The organism is Buttiauxella gaviniae ATCC 51604 (assembly GCF_001654835.1).
Taxonomy (GTDB): domain Bacteria; phylum Pseudomonadota; class Gammaproteobacteria; order Enterobacterales; family Enterobacteriaceae; genus Buttiauxella; species Buttiauxella gaviniae.
In genome coordinates this window covers 1-15,126 of the sequence record NZ_LXEP01000016.1, presented here as the reverse complement: position 1 = coordinate 15,126, position 15,126 = coordinate 1, and the positions used below count along the sequence as shown (strand labels likewise).

The following is a 15,126-nucleotide window of genomic DNA, read 5'->3' as shown; positions in this document are numbered from 1 at the left end:
GATGGCAAAGCAACCGGGATTAGATTTTCAAAGTGCTAAAGGCGGGTTTGGCGAGCTGAAACGCAGACTGATGTTTGTTATCGGTGCGCTGATTGTGTTCCGTATTGGCTCTTTTATTCCGATCCCTGGTATTGATGCCGCTGTACTTGCCAAACTGCTTGAGCAACAGCGAGGCACTATCATTGAAATGTTTAACATGTTCTCTGGTGGTGCTCTCAGCCGTGCTTCTATCTTTGCATTGGGTATCATGCCGTATATTTCGGCATCGATTATTATCCAGCTTCTAACGGTGGTTCATCCAGCGTTAGCAGAGTTGAAGAAAGAAGGGGAGTCTGGTCGTCGTAAGATCAGCCAGTACACCCGTTACGGCACCCTGGTGCTGGCAATATTCCAGTCAATCGGTATTGCTACCGGTTTACCGAATATGCCTGGTATGCAAGGCTTGGTGTTAAACCCAGGCTTTGCATTCTACTTCACAGCTGTTGTGAGCCTTGTCACGGGAACTATGTTCCTTATGTGGCTAGGTGAACAGATTACTGAACGTGGTATCGGAAACGGTATCTCAATCATAATCTTCGCTGGTATTGTTGCGGGTTTGCCGCCGGCCGTTGGCCATACTATCGAACAAGCAAGGCAAGGCGACCTGCACTTCCTTCTGTTGCTGTTGGTTGCAGTACTAGTATTCGCAGTGACCTTCTTCGTTGTTTTTGTTGAACGTGGTCAACGCCGCATTGTGGTAAACTACGCAAAACGTCAACAGGGTCGTCGTGTCTATGCTGCGCAGAGCACGCATTTACCGCTGAAAGTGAATATGGCTGGTGTTATTCCAGCAATTTTTGCTTCCAGTATTATTCTGTTCCCGGCAACGATTGCATCGTGGTTTGGGGGTGGTACCGGTTGGAACTGGCTGACTACAATTTCGCTGTATTTGCAGCCTGGGCAACCGCTTTATGTGTTACTCTATGCGTCTGCAATCATCTTCTTCTGTTTCTTCTACACAGCGTTGGTTTTCAACCCTCGTGAAACAGCAGATAACCTGAAGAAGTCCGGTGCATTTGTACCAGGAATTCGTCCGGGAGAACAAACGGCGAAGTATATTGATAAAGTGATGACCCGCCTGACCTTGGTTGGTGCGTTGTACATTACCTTTATCTGCCTAATCCCGGAGTTCATGCGTGACGCAATGAAAGTGCCTTTCTACTTCGGTGGAACCTCGCTGCTCATTGTTGTCGTGGTTATCATGGACTTTATGGCTCAAGTGCAAACTCTGATGATGTCTAGTCAGTACGAGTCTGCATTGAAGAAAGCGAATCTGAAAGGCTACGGCCGTTAATAGTCGCTTGAGAAGTTACGGAGAGTAAAAATGAAAGTTCGTGCTTCCGTCAAGAAATTATGTCGTAACTGCAAAATCGTTAAGCGTGACGGTGTTATTCGCGTGATTTGCAGCGCCGAACCGAAGCATAAACAGCGTCAAGGCTGATTATCTCGTATATTTTTCTTGCAAAGTTGGGTTGAGCTGGCTAGATTAGCCAGCCAATCTTTTGTATGTCTATGCGTTTCCATTTGAGTATCCTGAAAACGGGCTTTTCGGTATGGGACGCATAATCTAAATAGTAGGAGTGCATAGTGGCCCGTATAGCAGGCATTAACATTCCTGATCAAAAACATACCGTGATCGCTTTAACTTCGATCTATGGTGTAGGCAAGACTCGTTCAAAGGCCATTTGTGCTGCGGCGGGTATCGCTGAAGATGTTAAGATCAGAGAGCTGTCTGAAGAACAAATCGACACGCTGCGTGACGAAGTTGCCAAATTTGTCGTTGAAGGTGATCTACGCCGTGAAGTGAGTATGAGCATCAAGCGTCTGATGGACCTTGGTTGCTATCGCGGTTTGCGTCATCGTCGTGGTCTGCCAGTACGCGGTCAGCGTACGAAGACCAACGCACGTACCCGTAAGGGTCCGCGCAAACCGATCAAGAAATAATCGGGGTGATTGAATAATGGCAAAGGCACCAGTTCGTGCACGTAAGCGTGTAAGAAAACAAGTCTCTGACGGCGTGGCTCATGTCCATGCTTCTTTCAACAACACAATCGTTACTATTACTGATCGTCAGGGTAATGCATTGGGTTGGGCAACTGCCGGTGGTTCCGGTTTCCGTGGCTCTCGCAAGTCCACTCCGTTCGCAGCTCAGGTTGCAGCAGAGCGTTGCGCAGAAGCTGTGAAAGAATACGGTATCAAGAACCTTGAAGTTATGGTTAAGGGACCGGGTCCAGGCCGCGAATCTACTATTCGTGCTCTGAACGCCGCTGGTTTCCGCATCACTAATATTACTGATGTGACTCCGATCCCTCACAACGGTTGTCGTCCGCCGAAAAAACGTCGCGTATAACGCTCGTTTTTAGGAATGTTGGAGAAAGAAAATGGCAAGATATTTGGGTCCTAAGCTCAAGCTGAGCCGTCGCGAGGGCACAGACCTGTTCCTGAAGTCTGGTGTTCGCGCGATCGATACCAAGTGTAAAATTGAACAAGCTCCTGGCCAGCACGGTGCGCGTAAACCGCGTCTGTCTGACTATGGTGTGCAGTTGCGTGAAAAGCAAAAAGTTCGCCGCATGTTCGGTGTTCTGGAGCGTCAGTTCCGTAACTACTATAAAGAAGCAGCACGTCTGAAAGGCAACACCGGTGAAAACCTGTTGGTTCTGCTTGAAGGTCGTCTGGACAACGTTGTCTACCGTATGGGCTTTGGCGCTACTCGTGCAGAATCACGTCAGTTAGTTAGCCATAAAGCAGTTATGGTAAATGGTCGCGTTGTTAACATCGCTTCTTATCAGGTAACTCCGAATGACGTAGTTAGCATCCGTGAGAAAGCCAAAAAGCAATCTCGCGTGAAGGCCGCTCTGGAGCTGGCTGAACAGCGTGAAAAGCCAACCTGGCTGGAAGTTGATGCTGCTAAGATGGAAGGTGTGTTCAAGCGTAAGCCTGAGCGTACTGATCTGTCTGCGGACATTAACGAACACCTGATCGTCGAGCTTTACTCCAAGTAAAGCTTAGTACCAAAGAGAGGACACAATGCAGGGTTCTGTGACAGAGTTTCTAAAACCGCGCCTGGTAGATATCGAGCAAGTGAGTTCGACGCACGCCAAGGTGACCCTTGAGCCTTTAGAGCGTGGCTTTGGCCATACTCTTGGTAATGCACTGCGCCGTATTCTGCTCTCATCGATGCCGGGTTGCGCGGTGACAGAGGTTGAGATTGATGGTGTACTACACGAGTACAGCACCAAAGAAGGCGTTCAGGAGGATATCCTGGAAATCCTGCTCAACCTGAAAGGGCTGGCGGTGAGAGTTCAAGGTAAAGATGATGTTATTCTTACTCTGAATAAGTCTGGCATTGGCCCTGTGACTGCAGCCGATATCACCCATGATGGTGATGTCGAAATCGTCAAGCCGCAACATGTGATCTGCCACCTGACTGATGAGAACGCATCTATTAGTATGCGTATCAAAGTTCAGCGCGGTCGCGGTTATGTGCCGGCCTCTGCCCGAATTCATTCGGAAGAAGATGAGCGCCCAATTGGTCGTCTGCTGGTCGACGCCTGCTACAGCCCTGTAGAGCGAATTGCCTACAATGTTGAAGCTGCGCGTGTAGAACAGCGTACTGACTTGGATAAGCTGGTCATCGAAATGGAAACCAACGGTACAATCGATCCTGAAGAGGCGATTCGTCGTGCGGCAACCATTCTGGCTGAACAACTTGAAGCTTTCGTTGACTTACGTGATGTTCGTCAACCAGAAGTTAAAGAAGAGAAACCAGAGTTCGATCCGATCCTGCTGCGCCCTGTTGACGATCTGGAATTGACTGTCCGCTCTGCTAACTGCCTTAAGGCAGAAGCTATCCACTATATCGGTGATCTGGTACAGCGTACCGAAGTTGAGCTGCTCAAAACGCCTAACTTGGGTAAAAAATCTCTTACCGAGATTAAAGACGTGCTGGCTTCCCGTGGTTTGTCTCTGGGCATGCGCCTGGAAAACTGGCCACCGGCAAGCATCGCTGACGAGTAACCGGATCACAGGTTAAGGTTTTACTGAGAAGGATAAGGTCATGCGCCATCGTAAGAGTGGTCGTCAACTGAACCGCAACAGCAGCCATCGCCAGGCTATGTTCCGCAATATGGCAGGTTCACTGGTTCGTCATGAGATCATCAAGACGACTCTGCCTAAAGCGAAAGAGCTGCGTCGCGTAGTTGAGCCGCTGATTACTCTTGCCAAGACTGATAGCGTTGCTAATCGTCGTCTGGCATTCGCCCGTACTCGTGATAACGAGATCGTGGCAAAACTGTTTAATGAACTGGGTCCGCGTTTCGCAGCCCGTACTGGTGGTTACACTCGCATTCTTAAGTGTGGCTTCCGTGCAGGTGACAATGCTCCGATGGCTTACATCGAGCTTGTTGATCGCGCCGAGTCTCAAACAGAAGCTGCTGCAGAGTAATCTGTAGTAACGTGAAAAAACCGGGCTTGCCCGGTTTTTTTATATCTGAAATTCGCCCTCTCGTGCTTTAAAAGCATATCTTTGTTATATCCCCAGTTTTTGCAGAGTTGATTAAGTGGTTATTTGATCAATGGGCAGAACCTCATATTCTTGATGCACAACGCAAGATGAGTTTGATTCATTGCCTGGGTCAGGCAAACCTCTCGAACTCGATGATGATTCATATATCCCACTGGAATTACGGGCGGCTTGGCGTCTAATGAAAAATTCCGACTGCTTGCCTCCTGAGCTTCAACTGCGTAAGGATGCAATTGAGTTGAATGATTTGCTCAGATCGATAGATCATTGCCATCCAGAATACGTAGCTACCAGTAAGAAATTGCTATTACTTGAGTTCAAACTTCTGAATGCAGGAATGAGTACTGATTTTCTACATGGAGAGTATGCTGATAGATTGCTTCATAAATTTGATGAGGAATGATCATGTTTCGTATTGGAGAGTTGGCCAGACTGGCAGATGTGACACCCGATACCATCCGCTATTATGAAAAGCAGCAAATGATGGATCATGAAGTTAGAACTGAAGGAGGGTTTCGGCTTTATAGTGAAAGTGATTTGCAGCGCCTGAAGTTTATTCGTTATGCAAAGCAGTTAGGTTTTACGCTGGAAACTATCCGTGAACTGCTGTCGATCCGTATCGATCCTGAACATCACACCTGTCAGGAATCAAAAAGCATAGTGCAATCGAGACTCACAGAAGTTGAGTCTAAAATTAAAGAGCTTCAGCACATGCAGCGATCGTTACAGAGATTAAATGATGCATGTTGTGGTACTGCCCACAGCAGCGCATATTGTTCAATCCTTGAAGCGCTGGAGCAGGGGGCTAGCCAGCGAAAAGAATAAATTGTGATTTGTCAGATAGAGGCATAAAATCGTGCCGTTATTTTAATCAATCTGGAGTTTGTATGAGCAAGTATCAACATCAGAAAGGGATCATCAAAGATAATGCCATTGAGGCTTTGCTACACGACCCACTATTTCGTCAAAGAGTTGAGCAGAATAAGAAAGGTAAAGGGAGTTACCAACGTAATACAAAACATGGCAAACGAGGTAACTGGGAGGCCAGTGGCAAACAAGCAAATCGCTTTTTTACCACTGGCCTTCCTTTTTTCACTAACGCATTCAGATTCGTTCGTTCTGCTGTTTCAGCAGATCGCGAATTTCGCTGAGTAATACTTCTTCTTTGGTTGGTGCCGGTGGTGCTGCAGGTTCTTCTACTTTCTTACGGTTCAGTTTGTTCATCGCTTTGATCGCAAGGAAAATCGCGAAGGCAACAATCACGAAATCAAAGATATTCTGAATAAATACGCCGTAATGCATCACTACTGCTGGAATATCACCCGCAGCAGGTCTTAATGTTAAGGCGAACTGTTTAAAATCTACGCCGCCAATTAACAAACCAAGTGGCGGCATAATAATATCCGCAACTAGTGATGAAACAATTTTCCCGAATGCGGCCCCAATAATTACACCTACTGCCAAATCCACAACATTTCCGCGCATCGCAAATTCACGGAATTCTTTTAACATGCTCATTTTTCTCTCCTTGTACCGGCTGACGTTAATAAGTCTAACAAATGATGACCCGATTGCCATTACATCAGGAAATAAGAATCCCCGCTAATGCCTTAATATTAAGAGGGTTTATTGGGTAAAGAGAATTACGGGTAGAATGTTTATCTACCCGTTGAAGGTTATAAGAAGAAAGGACTTGGCTGGAATAGACGTTCCACATCGCTCACAAATTTCTTATCTGTCAGGAACATAATTACATGGTCGCCCTGTTCTATACGTAAATTGTCATTGGCGATCATGACATCGTTTCCCCTGACTACAGCACCAATTATCGTACCTGGCGGAAGCTTTATTTCATCAATAGAACGACCCACAACGCGTGAAGTACTTTCATCGCCATGGGCAACCGCTTCGATTGCTTCAGCCACTCCCCGACGTAGAGATGATACCCCTACGATATCGGCTTTACGCACATGGCCCAATAATGCTGAAATGGTGGCTTGCTGTGGTGAAATTGCAATATCAATTACGCTGCCCTGGACCAAATCGACGTAGGCTTTACGTTGGATAAGAACCATGACTTTCTTGGCACCCATACGTTTAGCCAACATAGCGGACATAATATTTGCTTCATCGTCATTGGTAACAGCGATAAACAAATCAACTTGTTCAATATGCTCTTCGGCTAACAGCTCTTGGTCCGATGCATCACCATAGAATACGATGGTGTTTTGCAGCATTTCGGCGAGTTCGGCAGCACGCTGCGGATCGCGTTCGATAAGTTTAACGCTGTAATCTTTTTCAAGACGTTGTGCCAGACCCGCACCAATATTACCGCCACCTACCAGCATAATTCGCTTATATGGTTTTTCGAGGCGCTGTAACTCACTCATTACAGCGCGAATATGTTGAGAGGCGGCAATGAAGAAGACTTCATCTCCCGCTTCAACGATAGTCGAACCTTGCGGGCGAATCGGACGGTCATGACGGAAAATCGCGGCAACGCGTGTCTCGATATGCGGCATATGTTCGCGCATAGTGGATAGTGCATTTCCGACTAACGGGCCACCGTAATAGGCTTTCACAACGGCAAGGCTTACTTTGCCTTCAGCAAAATTAACTACCTGAAGCGCGCCTGGGTATTCAATCAGTCGGTAAATATTGTCGATTACCAGCTGTTCCGGTGCGATAAGGTGATCAATTGGCACTGCTTCGGCATTGAATAAACGCTCGGCATCACGAACGTAATCAGGTGCACGAATTCGCGCGATTCGGTTTGGAGTATTAAAAAGCGAATATGCTACCTGACAGGCAATCATGTTCGTTTCATCAGAACTGGTTACTGCGACCAGCATATCGGCATCATCTGCGCCAGCTTCACGCAAAACGCGCGGATGCGAGCCGTGACCCTGCACAACGCGTAAATCGAACTTATCCTGCAAGCTGCGCAGACGATCCTGATTGGTATCAACAACAGTAATGTCGTTGTTTTCACCTACCAGGTTTTCTGCCAGTGTGCCGCCGACCTGGCCCGCACCGAGAATGATTATTTTCATTTTTTATAGCTTCATTTGAGATGAAACCTAAGACTCAGCAAACCTGAATCAGCTTTTAATTAGCTTAGCGTAAAAGAAGCCATCACCATCTTCCGGAGAAGGGAGATTCTGGATCCCAGGTATCTCTGGTGTACCTGTTTCCACCAGTTTCGCCTCTGGATGCTGCGCCAGGAATGCCGCGACTTGCAGATAGTTTTCTTCCGGCAGGATAGAACATGTAGCGTAAACCAATGTGCCACCCGATTTCAGTTTTGGCCAAATGGCTTCCAGAATTTCTTTTTGTAGTGCAGCTAATTCAGGGATGTCTCTGTCGCGACGCAACCATTTGATATCTGGATGGCGGCGAATAACACCCGTGGCTGAACACGGTGCATCAAGAAGAATGCGATCAAATTGTTGATTAGCACACCACTGCTCAGGGAAACGCCCGTCTCCTGATTTAACCTCTGCACTCATACCCAAACGTTGCAAGTTTTCGTGCACACGCTTCAGGCGCTGTTCATCAATGTCGACAGCCATCACGCGTGCTTTAGGTGCAGCTTCAAGTATATGAGTGGTTTTGCCGCCAGGTGCTGCGCACAAATCGAGGATCGCATCGCCATCTTGCGGATCCAGCAGATCAACACAACCTTGCGCTGAGGCATCCTGAACCGTCACCCAACCGTCTTCAAAACCCGGTAATGCATGAACTGGTGCAGGAGTTTCCAGGCGCACAGCATCGCGATATTGCGGATGAGCATGACCTTCCAGCCCATTTTCTGCTAATAACGCCATCCATTCTTCACGAGTATGGTGTTGGCGATTAACACGCAGCCACATAGGAGGGCGCTGGTTGTTGGCATCGACAATAGATTGCCATTGGCCCGGATAGGCTTTTTTCAGCCGTTGCAGTAACCAGCTCGGGTGTAAGGAACGGCTTTCATGTTTAGCCGCTTCAGCCATCAGCTCTTCTTGTTGACGCTGGAACTGGCGTAATACGCCGTTAATCAAACCCTTAAGTGATTGCTTCTTGATAGCAACTGCGCCTTCAACTGTTTCTGCCAGAGCGGCATGAGCAGGAATGCGGGTGTAAAGCAGCTGATAAAAACCTACCATAATCAGATAGTGGATGGTGCGTTGCTTGCCCGTCATCGGGCGAGACATCAACTTACCAATCAACCATTCCAGCTGAGGCAGAGTGCGTAATACGCCAAAGCAAAGCTCCTGAAGCAGTGCTCTATCTTTATCAGAGACTTTTTTTTGCATAGCAGGCAGGACATTGCTGAGCGATTGACCTTGTTCCACAACTTGTTCAATCGTTTGTGCGGCCATACTGCGAAGATTTAATGTTTTTTTCATACGTACGCTCTGGTTTTTCGGCGCTTAAAAACAAAAATGCCCAGGTGATTGACCTGGGCGCAAAGGATTTCTTTTCTCAGGCGAGAAGTGCACCTGGCTTAAACCATTCACTGCGAGAGTTCAGGAGATCCTGAGCAGTCATCGCTTTCTTTCCTGCTGGTTGAAGGGATTGCAGATTTAAAATCCCGTCGCCGGTTGCCACCTGAATACCCTGTTTATTGGTTTCAATGATGGTTCCAGGTGCTGCGTCAGTGAGTTGATTGATTACTGATGCTTGCCAAATTTTGACGGGTTGGCCGTCAATTTCCAGCCAACTCATTGGCCATGGGTTAAAGGCGCGGATGCAACGCTCGAGTTGTGCAGCAGATAGCGACCAGTCGATACGCGCCTCTTCCTTGCTGAGTTTCTCAGCGTACGTGACCAATTCCTCGCTCTGAACTTCTGGTGTTGCACGCCCTGTAGCCAGTTGGTTTAACGTTTCCAGTAACCCTTGAGGGCCAAGGTTTGCCAGCTTATCGTAAAGCGTTGCGCTGGTATCAGTGGCTTCAATTGGGCAGGAGAGTTTCACCAGCATATCGCCCGTATCCAGGCCCACGTCCATTTGCATAATGGTCACGCCAGTTTCGGCATCACCAGCCCATAACGAACGCTGGATAGGTGCTGCACCACGCCAGCGTGGCAGCAGCGAGCCATGAACATTAATACATCCCAGGCGTGGCATATCCAGAACCGCTTTTGGCAGAATTAAACCATAAGCTACAACCACCATGACATCGGCGTTCAAACTAGAAACCAGTTCCTGATTTTCGGCCGGACGCAAAGAAGCTGGTTGAAATACAGGGAGATCCCTTTCAGTCGCCAGTACTTTAACTGGGCTTGGCATTAACTTTTTGCCACGCCCAGCAGGCCTGTCGGGTTGTGTGAATACGCCAACTACCTGGTGCTGAGAAGACAACAGCGCGTCAAGATGACGCGCTGCGAAGTCAGGAGTGCCAGCGAAAATAATACGCAGTGAATCAGACACATTATTCCCTTGTGTGATGGATTAGGCGCTCTTATTCAGACGAGCCATTTTTTCCAGTTTCTGTCGAATACGCTGACGCTTCAACGGGGAAAGGTAATCAACGAAGAGTTTACCAACCAGGTGATCCATCTCGTGTTGAATACAAATGGCAAGCAGGCCATCCGCTTCCAGTTCGTATGGCTTACCTTCACGGTCCAGAGCGCGGATTTTGACTCTTTCCGCTCGCGGAACAAGAGCACGTTGTTCTGGAATGGACAGGCAACCCTCTTCGATACCAGTATCGCCGCTTTTCTCCAGCAACTCAGGGTTAATCAAAACCAGGCGTTCGTCGCGGTTTTCAGAAACATCAATCACAATGATACGTTGATGGATATCCACCTGTGTTGCTGCAAGGCCAATACCTTCCTCTGCGTACATTGTCTCGAACATATCATCGACAATCCGCTGAATCTCAGCATTCACCTCTTTGACCGGAGCCGCCACAGTGCGAAGGCGCTCGTCCGGAAAATGTAATACCTGCAAAACTGACATAAATATCCAGAGCTGTGTTCAATTGATAGAAAGATTATTACCTCTATTCTAGACATTTCCCCGCCTGATTGACAGCATCAGTGACCAATCGCAAGGATTGCTTTTATAGCTTATGGCAGGAGGAAGATATGCCACCAAAGGAGATATGGCTACGCTTGATGGCTGTTCAAAGTCTCAGTGGAGATAAGCTATTAAAAATTGCCCATTTCTTACTAAACGAGCCGGAATGCACGGTCACTCATCTATCAAACTCTGGCTTATCTGCCCTGCAGATTTCATATTTTCTGGAATTTAGTGAAAAAGAGCTGGAAGCTTCACTTTGCTGGCTTGAGCAACCCCGTCACCATCTTCTTACTGCCGATAGTGCCAATTATCCCGAGCAGTTGCGGGCAATAGATTGCTACCCGGCAGCGCTATTTGTTGCAGGTGATATTGAGCTTCTTGCCAGTAACCAATTAGCCGTAGTCGGTAACCGTAACCTTTCTCTTTATGGCGAACGGTGGTGCCGAATGTTTTGTGAGCCATTAGCTACTGCGGGATTAACGATAACGAGTGGTTTGGCTTTAGGTATTGATGCTGTAGCGCATCGCGCAGCATTAAACGTACATGGAAAAACAGTAGCTGTTTTAGGAAACGGGCTGGCAAATCTTTACCCTAAACGCCATAAACAATTGGGTGAGCAGATTATTGCTGAGGGTGGTGCCATTATCTCTGAGTTTCCACTGAATACCACCCCATATCCGGGTAATTTTCCACGCAGAAATCGCATTATCAGCGGCTTGAGTCGGGCTGTTTTTGTCGTGGAGGCAAGTGAGCGCAGCGGCTCTTTGGTGACTGCGCGATATGCTCTTGAACAAGGGCGGGAGCTTTTTGCATTACCGGGAGCAATTGGCAGCCCAGGGAGTGAAGGCCCCCACTTTCTCATCAAGCAAGGCGCTACTTTAGTCAGTCATCCCTCAGACATACTTGAGCATCTGGAAAATGAACTGCAATGGCTTCCCTCTATCCCCAAGGCCTTAATATATTCACACAATGAAGGGGATCGAACATTGCCATTTCCTGAGCTGTTGGCTAACGTAGGAGATGAGGTTACACCTGTTGACGTCGTCGCTGAACGTGCCGGCCAACCTGTGCCAGTTACGGTAGCCCAGCTACTCGAACTGGAGTTAGCAGGATGGATCGCAGCTGTACCCGGCGGCTATGTCCGATTGAGGAGGGCATGCCATGTTCGACGTACTAATGTACTTATTTGAAACCTACATCCACAACGAAGTGGAAATGCGAGTTGATCAAGATAAATTGACGCGTGATCTCGCCGATGCTGGTTTTGATCACGAAGACATTTATAACGCTCTTGTATGGCTTGAAAAGTTGGCGGACTATCAGGAAGGTCTGACTGAACCCATGCAACTAGCTGCTGATCCACTTTCTATGCGTATGTATACCGCAGAGGAATGCCAGCGACTTGATGCAACTTGTCGGGGGTTTTTACTATTTCTGGAACAGATTCAGGTGCTGAACCTCGAAACCCGTGAAATGGTCATTGAACGAGTATTAGCGTTAGACACCGCTGAGTTCGAACTGGAAGACTTAAAGTGGGTGGTGCTAATGGTACTGTTCAACATTCCGGGGTGCGAAAATGCATATCAGCAAATGGAAGAATTACTCTTCGAAGTAAATGAAGGTATGCTGCATTAAATTAAAGCCGCGGCATGAGATGTTATGACCAAATCAGCACTGTTCACTGTGCCTAAAAATGAACCCTGTCCCCAATGTGGGGCAGGGTTAGTCATTCGTTCTGGTAAACACGGCCCTTTTCTTGGCTGTTCCCATTACCCGGAATGTGATTATGTTCGCCCGCTAAAAAGCCTGGCTGATGGCCATGTGGTTAAAGTACTTGAAGGTCAACACTGTCCTGTATGCCAGGAAAATCTGGTATTACGCCAGGGGCGTTTCGGCATGTTCATTGGTTGTAGCAATTATCCAGCTTGTGATCACACCGAAGTTATCGACAAACCCGATGAAACTGCAATCAATTGCCCGCAATGCCAGAAAGGTAAATTAGTCCAAAGACGCTCTCGATTTGGTAAAACCTTTTGGTCATGCGATAGCTATCCGACCTGTCAATTCGTCATTAATAGCAAACCGGTGGCAGGCGAATGCCCTGCGTGTCACTATCCGTTAATCATCGAAAAGAAAACGGCACAGGGATTGAAACAATTCTGTGCCAGCAAACAATGTGGAAAGCCGGTAACGGTGGAATAAAGCTTGTGAAGACAAACCTGCAAACAGAGCAACTCCAAGAGATCGTTGCCGCCCTAAAACAACAACAAGTGATCGCATATCCAACCGAAGCTGTGTTTGGCGTTGGTTGTGATCCTGACAGTGAGCTGGCAGTTACGCGTTTACTAGAGTTAAAACATCGTCCCGTAGATAAAGGCCTTATCCTGATAGCTGCGAGTTTCGAGCAACTTGTTCCTTATATAGATAGCTCCGTGCTTTCGCAAATGCAGCGAGAAACCGTATTCTCTTGTTGGCCAGGACCTGTGACTTTTGTTTTCCCTGCTCTTCCTTCAACGCCGCGCTGGCTAACGGGTCGATTTGATTCCTTAGCCGTGAGGGTCACTGATCATCCATTGGTTCGTGATTTATGCCTGGTTTTTGGAAAACCTTTGGTTTCTACCAGTGCCAATTTATCTGGTTTGCCACCTTGTCGTACGGCTGATGAAGTCTTGGCTCAATTTGGTGACGGCTTCCCGGTTCTGCGTGGCGATACCGGAGGCAGGTTGAATCCATCTGAAATTCGTGATGCTTTGACCGGCGAACTTTTCCGCCAGGGGTAATTAATGAACACCTTTGCCGTTTTTGGTAACCCAATTCAGCACAGCAAATCACCGCAAATTCATCAGATGTTTGCTGAGCAGTTAAAAATAGAGCATCCATATGGCCGTGTGCTGGCACCTGTTGATGCTTTTATTGAAACTCTTGAGCAATTTTTCCAGGCAGGCGGTAAAGGCGCCAATATTACGGTTCCTTTTAAAGAGCAAGCATTCGCCCGTGCTGATGAACTGACAGAGCGCGCAGCATTAGCCGGTGCGGTTAATACGCTTAAGCGCCTGGACGATGGGCGCCTGCTCGGTGATAACACCGATGGGATTGGTCTTTTAACCGATCTGGAGCGTTTATCGTTGATCAAACCAGGTCGGCGTATTTTGTTGTTGGGAGCGGGTGGCGCGGCTCGGGGAGTTTTACTACCTCTGCTCTCGCTTGATTGTTCTGTGACGATAACCAACCGGACATTTTCTCGAGCCATAGATCTCGCACTACTATTTAGCCACACTGGCAGTGTTCAGGCGTTAGAGCAGTCTGAGCTGGAGGGGCATGAGTTCGATCTTATTATTAATGCCACCTCTAGCGGAATTGCTGGTGACATTCCTGCTATTCCAGCATCGTTGCTTTCGCGCAATGTTCAGTGCTACGACATGTTCTACCAAAAGGGCGAAACCCCTTTCTTACACTGGTGCAAACAACACGGTGTTCAAAACTATGCTGATGGTTTAGGAATGCTGGTGGGTCAGGCTGCACATGCCTTTTTCCTGTGGCACGGTGTGTTACCAGAAATCGCGCCAGTAATAGAGAAGCTAAAGCAGGAAATGTCGCAGTGAACCAGTCGATCCAGTTTCCCGATCGTGAGCAATGGGACGATCAACTTCTGGCGGTCTGCTTTCCTGCATTAGTAAATGGCTTTCAGGTGATGTGCGGTATTACCGGGGAAACTATCGCCAGCCGTTATGGTGGCGATAATAAAGAATCATGGCTTGAGCTCTTTCGTCTTAATCGTTGGGATTTGGAAGACGAAGCGGAGGCGTTAATTGAAGCTGATGAACATGACAATCAAGGCTGCGTCTGGCTTTCCTGAGCAAAGTACTCATCTTTCCAGCGAACGTAGTTATTGGCTGAGTATTTTAAGCCTTCCAGTTCTTCAGCCGTAAGAGGGCGGATCTGCTTCACTGGGCTACCCAGATAAAGGAAGCCGCTCTCAAGACGTTTATTTTGCGGCACCAAACTTCCTGCCCCGATCATTACATCGTCTTCTATTACTACACCATCCAGTAAAATCGACCCCATTCCTACGAGCACGCGGTTACCGATCGTGCAGCCGTGCAGCATGACCTTATGTCCCACAGTCACATCTTCACCGATAATAAGTGGATTGCCTTCCGGGTTATAGGAAGACTTATGCGTTACATGCAACACACTCCCATCCTGAATATTGCTACGAGCACCAATAACCACATAGTTAACGTCACCACGGATAGCAACTAGTGGCCAAATACTCACATCATCGGCAATTCGCACATCACCAATCACAACACTTGAGCTATCAAGCATCACTCTTTGGCCAACTTCAGGATAGGTTTTTTGAAAAGGACGTAATACTGCAGACATAAATACCTCTGAAAGTTCTCTTCGTAGATAGACTGTGGCTGCTTTCTTAACCGATGGCAAGGAGGTAAAGCATCAAAAACAAGGCGAATTGGACATGATCGCAGCGAAAAGGGCGAAAACTAATCAGTCGGAAGAAAAGATCGAAAAAAGGGTTGTGCTATAAAAAGAGA

At 47.6% G+C, this 15,126-nt stretch carries 21 protein-coding genes and 1 pseudogene; 16 read left to right on the top strand and 6 right to left on the bottom strand.

What is annotated here, in order from left to right:
* Position 1: 1 nt before the first annotated feature.
* The 10 genes and pseudogenes from secY to M977_RS24340 all read left to right on the top strand — a co-directional run bounded on the left by secY (position 2) and on the right by M977_RS24340 (position 5,712).
* Complete coding sequence (gene secY, locus M977_RS09120) at positions 2–1,333, top strand: preprotein translocase subunit SecY (protein ID WP_034461764.1); 1,332 nt, start codon at positions 2–4, stop codon at positions 1,331–1,333.
* A gap of 30 nt (positions 1,334–1,363) precedes the next feature.
* Positions 1,364–1,480, top strand: coding sequence for a 50S ribosomal protein L36 (rpmJ, locus tag M977_RS09115; RefSeq protein ID WP_000868187.1), 117 nt, complete (start codon positions 1,364–1,366; stop codon positions 1,478–1,480).
* 146 nt (positions 1,481–1,626) lie between these two features.
* Positions 1,627–1,983 (top strand): 30S ribosomal protein S13, encoded by a 357-nt coding sequence (rpsM, locus tag M977_RS09110; protein ID WP_034461763.1) that lies wholly within the window; start codon positions 1,627–1,629, stop codon positions 1,981–1,983.
* Between the two features lie 16 nt (positions 1,984–1,999).
* The gene (rpsK, locus tag M977_RS09105; RefSeq protein WP_004138423.1) at positions 2,000–2,389 is read left to right on the top strand and encodes a 30S ribosomal protein S11; all 390 of its coding nucleotides are present in this window, start codon (positions 2,000–2,002) and stop codon (positions 2,387–2,389) included.
* Positions 2,390–2,420: 31 nt separating this feature from the next.
* Positions 2,421–3,041: a 30S ribosomal protein S4 gene (gene rpsD / locus M977_RS09100; RefSeq protein ID WP_064514247.1), complete on the top strand. Its 621-nt coding sequence runs from the start codon at positions 2,421–2,423 to the stop codon at positions 3,039–3,041.
* Positions 3,042–3,066: 25 nt separating this feature from the next.
* A complete protein-coding gene (locus M977_RS09095) occupies positions 3,067–4,056 on the top strand; it encodes a DNA-directed RNA polymerase subunit alpha (RefSeq protein WP_034461761.1) in 990 nt (329 codons plus the stop codon).
* A gap of 40 nt (positions 4,057–4,096) precedes the next feature.
* Positions 4,097–4,483, top strand: coding sequence for a 50S ribosomal protein L17 (gene rplQ / locus M977_RS09090; RefSeq protein WP_034461760.1), 387 nt, complete (start codon positions 4,097–4,099; stop codon positions 4,481–4,483).
* A 110-nt stretch (positions 4,484–4,593) separates the two neighbouring features.
* Positions 4,594–4,964, top strand: a pseudogene (locus tag M977_RS09085) (DnaJ family domain-containing protein).
* Between the two features lie 2 nt (positions 4,965–4,966).
* A complete protein-coding gene (gene zntR / locus M977_RS09080) occupies positions 4,967–5,386 on the top strand; it encodes a Zn(2+)-responsive transcriptional regulator (RefSeq protein WP_064514245.1) in 420 nt (139 codons plus the stop codon).
* Between the two features lie 62 nt (positions 5,387–5,448).
* Positions 5,449–5,712: an alternative ribosome-rescue factor A gene (locus M977_RS24340; protein ID WP_074392011.1), complete on the top strand. Its 264-nt coding sequence runs from the start codon at positions 5,449–5,451 to the stop codon at positions 5,710–5,712.
* Here the strand turns inward: M977_RS24340 and mscL are convergent.
* The 5 genes from mscL to def form a co-directional block, all read right to left on the bottom strand.
* Positions 5,666–6,079 (bottom strand): large-conductance mechanosensitive channel protein MscL, encoded by a 414-nt coding sequence (gene mscL, locus M977_RS09075; RefSeq protein WP_064514243.1) that lies wholly within the window; start codon positions 6,077–6,079, stop codon positions 5,666–5,668. The two genes, M977_RS24340 and mscL, sit on opposite strands and share 47 nt — an antisense overlap.
* 158 nt (positions 6,080–6,237) lie before the next feature.
* Entirely contained in the window at positions 6,238–7,614 is a 1,377-nt protein-coding gene (gene trkA / locus M977_RS09070) for a Trk system potassium transporter TrkA (RefSeq protein ID WP_034461757.1), read from the bottom strand.
* Positions 7,615–7,662: 48 nt separating this feature from the next.
* Positions 7,663–8,952, bottom strand: coding sequence for a 16S rRNA (cytosine(967)-C(5))-methyltransferase RsmB (rsmB, locus tag M977_RS09065; protein ID WP_064514241.1), 1,290 nt, complete (start codon positions 8,950–8,952; stop codon positions 7,663–7,665).
* Positions 8,953–9,028: 76 nt separating this feature from the next.
* A complete protein-coding gene (gene fmt, locus M977_RS09060) occupies positions 9,029–9,976 on the bottom strand; it encodes a methionyl-tRNA formyltransferase (protein ID WP_064514239.1) in 948 nt (315 codons plus the stop codon).
* 21 nt (positions 9,977–9,997) lie between these two features.
* Positions 9,998–10,507: a peptide deformylase gene (gene def / locus M977_RS09055; RefSeq protein WP_064514237.1), complete on the bottom strand. Its 510-nt coding sequence runs from the start codon at positions 10,505–10,507 to the stop codon at positions 9,998–10,000.
* Positions 10,508–10,635: 128 nt separating this feature from the next.
* Between def and dprA the strand changes: the two genes are divergently transcribed.
* The 6 genes from dprA to M977_RS09025 are packed head-to-tail and all read left to right on the top strand — an operon-like array spanning position 10,636 to position 14,426.
* The gene (gene dprA, locus M977_RS09050; RefSeq protein ID WP_064514235.1) at positions 10,636–11,760 is read left to right on the top strand and encodes a DNA-protecting protein DprA; all 1,125 of its coding nucleotides are present in this window, start codon (positions 10,636–10,638) and stop codon (positions 11,758–11,760) included.
* On the top strand, positions 11,732–12,205 hold the full coding sequence (gene smg, locus M977_RS09045; RefSeq protein ID WP_064514233.1) for a DUF494 family protein Smg: 474 nt from the start codon (positions 11,732–11,734) through the stop codon (positions 12,203–12,205). Before dprA ends, smg begins: the two co-directional genes overlap by 29 nt.
* 24 nt (positions 12,206–12,229) lie before the next feature.
* On the top strand, positions 12,230–12,772 hold the full coding sequence (locus M977_RS09040; protein WP_064514231.1) for a DNA topoisomerase family protein: 543 nt from the start codon (positions 12,230–12,232) through the stop codon (positions 12,770–12,772).
* Between the two features lie 5 nt (positions 12,773–12,777).
* Positions 12,778–13,350 carry an L-threonylcarbamoyladenylate synthase type 1 TsaC gene (gene tsaC / locus M977_RS25490; RefSeq protein WP_245163500.1) on the top strand — a complete coding sequence of 191 codons (573 nt, stop codon included), beginning with the start codon at positions 12,778–12,780 and terminating at the stop codon, positions 13,348–13,350.
* 3 nt (positions 13,351–13,353) lie between these two features.
* The gene (gene aroE / locus M977_RS25485; RefSeq protein WP_064514227.1) at positions 13,354–14,172 is read left to right on the top strand and encodes a shikimate dehydrogenase; all 819 of its coding nucleotides are present in this window, start codon (positions 13,354–13,356) and stop codon (positions 14,170–14,172) included.
* Positions 14,169–14,426 (top strand): DUF1488 family protein, encoded by a 258-nt coding sequence (locus M977_RS09025; RefSeq protein ID WP_064514225.1) that lies wholly within the window; start codon positions 14,169–14,171, stop codon positions 14,424–14,426. The genes aroE and M977_RS09025 overlap by 4 nt, the downstream gene beginning before the upstream one ends.
* Here M977_RS09025 and M977_RS09020 read toward each other — a convergent pair.
* A complete protein-coding gene (locus tag M977_RS09020; protein ID WP_064514223.1) occupies positions 14,402–14,956 on the bottom strand; it encodes a gamma carbonic anhydrase family protein in 555 nt (184 codons plus the stop codon). The two genes, M977_RS09025 and M977_RS09020, sit on opposite strands and share 25 nt — an antisense overlap.
* Positions 14,957–15,126: the final 170 nt, after the last annotated feature.

What these genes read in the sequence shown, in the direction of transcription:
- rsmB (WP_064514241.1), bottom strand. Translation starts at nt 8,952, where the DNA reads ATGAAAAAAACATTAAATCTTCGCAGTATGGCCGCACAAACGATTGAA.
- def (WP_064514237.1), bottom strand. Translation starts at nt 10,507, where the DNA reads ATGTCAGTTTTGCAGGTATTACATTTTCCGGACGAGCGCCTTCGCACT.
- rplQ (WP_034461760.1), top strand. Translation starts at nt 4,097, where the DNA reads ATGCGCCATCGTAAGAGTGGTCGTCAACTGAACCGCAACAGCAGCCAT.
- M977_RS09095 (WP_034461761.1), top strand. Translation starts at nt 3,067, where the DNA reads ATGCAGGGTTCTGTGACAGAGTTTCTAAAACCGCGCCTGGTAGATATC.
- mscL (WP_064514243.1), bottom strand. Translation starts at nt 6,079, where the DNA reads ATGAGCATGTTAAAAGAATTCCGTGAATTTGCGATGCGCGGAAATGTT.
- M977_RS09020 (WP_064514223.1), bottom strand. Translation starts at nt 14,956, where the DNA reads ATGTCTGCAGTATTACGTCCTTTTCAAAAAACCTATCCTGAAGTTGGC.
- secY (WP_034461764.1), top strand. Translation starts at nt 2, where the DNA reads ATGGCAAAGCAACCGGGATTAGATTTTCAAAGTGCTAAAGGCGGGTTT.
- smg (WP_064514233.1), top strand. Translation starts at nt 11,732, where the DNA reads ATGTTCGACGTACTAATGTACTTATTTGAAACCTACATCCACAACGAA.
- rpsK (WP_004138423.1), top strand. Translation starts at nt 2,000, where the DNA reads ATGGCAAAGGCACCAGTTCGTGCACGTAAGCGTGTAAGAAAACAAGTC.
- aroE (WP_064514227.1), top strand. Translation starts at nt 13,354, where the DNA reads ATGAACACCTTTGCCGTTTTTGGTAACCCAATTCAGCACAGCAAATCA.
- M977_RS09040 (WP_064514231.1), top strand. Translation starts at nt 12,230, where the DNA reads ATGACCAAATCAGCACTGTTCACTGTGCCTAAAAATGAACCCTGTCCC.
- dprA (WP_064514235.1), top strand. Translation starts at nt 10,636, where the DNA reads ATGCCACCAAAGGAGATATGGCTACGCTTGATGGCTGTTCAAAGTCTC.
- rpmJ (WP_000868187.1), top strand. Translation starts at nt 1,364, where the DNA reads ATGAAAGTTCGTGCTTCCGTCAAGAAATTATGTCGTAACTGCAAAATC.
- M977_RS24340 (WP_074392011.1), top strand. Translation starts at nt 5,449, where the DNA reads ATGAGCAAGTATCAACATCAGAAAGGGATCATCAAAGATAATGCCATT.
- trkA (WP_034461757.1), bottom strand. Translation starts at nt 7,614, where the DNA reads ATGAAAATAATCATTCTCGGTGCGGGCCAGGTCGGCGGCACACTGGCA.
- rpsD (WP_064514247.1), top strand. Translation starts at nt 2,421, where the DNA reads ATGGCAAGATATTTGGGTCCTAAGCTCAAGCTGAGCCGTCGCGAGGGC.
- zntR (WP_064514245.1), top strand. Translation starts at nt 4,967, where the DNA reads ATGTTTCGTATTGGAGAGTTGGCCAGACTGGCAGATGTGACACCCGAT.